The sequence below is a fragment of the Mesorhizobium sp. M2A.F.Ca.ET.037.01.1.1 genome, from assembly GCF_003998075.1.
Taxonomy (GTDB): domain Bacteria; phylum Pseudomonadota; class Alphaproteobacteria; order Rhizobiales; family Rhizobiaceae; genus Mesorhizobium.
The window spans coordinates 1-1,090 of the sequence record NZ_RZSA01001466.1; the positions used below are offsets into that span (position 1 = coordinate 1).

A 1,090-nucleotide genomic window follows, 5' to 3' on the forward strand; every position below is an offset into this window, starting at 1 on the left:
CGCGTCGCTAGCCCCCCTCCTCCCCCCGCTGCCCGCCGCAAACACATCATCGGCAAGCGCGGGCGTGCGCGGCGGGGCGGTGCGGCGCTTGGTGGCGCGCTCATAGTCGCCGGCAATCATCAGCAGCGCCGTGTCGTCATAGGCCTTGCCGGCGAAGGTCAGGCCCACCGGCATGCCGATATCGGCCATGGCGCCCATCGGCACCGTCACCGTTGGGATGCCCAGATGCCGCCAGACAAGATTGCCATTGGCGACCCAGGTGCCGTTGCGCCAGGCGAGCCGGGCGGAGGCCTCGTTCACGTCGGCATCGGCCGGCCCGACATCGGCCACCGCCGGCAGCACCACGGCATCGAGGCGGTTGGCATCGAGCCACTCCTCGAAGTCGACGCGGCGCGTTGCCTCGAGGCCTTTCAGGCCTTCCCCGATGGCTGGGATATCTTCCAGTCGCGCCACGCCCCGCTTCGCCCGCTCGACATACTGCGCCAGATCGAAATCGGCCTCGCCGTAACGGTCGCGCAACGCGCCCGGCGGCTGCGGGAAGATCTTTGCGCCGTCGACCGAAGCAAGATCGGGGATGGCCGGGTCGGCATTGGCGCGCAGGAAATCGTCCCACGACCAGATCGACAGGTCCCAGATCTCGCGCTCGGCGAATTCCGGCGGCACCAGCCCACGGTCGACCATGGAGCGGGCGCCGGGACGATCGCGCTCGTAGTTGGAGACGACGGGGAAATCGACCTCGACCACTTCGGCGCCGAGCGCTTCCAGGTCGCGCGCCGCCTGCCGCCAAAGCTCCAGCACCGAGGCGCGCGTCTCGATCGGCCTGTCGGCGCCGTCATCCTTGCCGATATACATTTTGGGCACGCCCAGCCGCTTGCCCTTTAGCGCGCCTTGCAACGGAAGGGCGGTGTAGCTCGCCGGCCGCAGCGTCGAGACTTTCGGGATATCCACCCAGGGCTGGACGCGCCAGAAATCGCCGCGCGCCTCGGCATCGTCGGCGACGATCACGTCGAGCAGCACCAGCATGTCGGCGATGCTGCGCGTATGCGGCACCACCACATCCATGGTCGGCACCAGGGGCCAGTTGCCGCGC

The 1,090-nt window shown here is 69.0% G+C and carries 1 pseudogene; it reads right to left on the bottom strand.

What is annotated here, in order from left to right:
* Window positions 1-1,090 (bottom strand): annotated as a pseudogene (locus EOA27_RS37620) (amidase family protein); the annotation flags it as partial.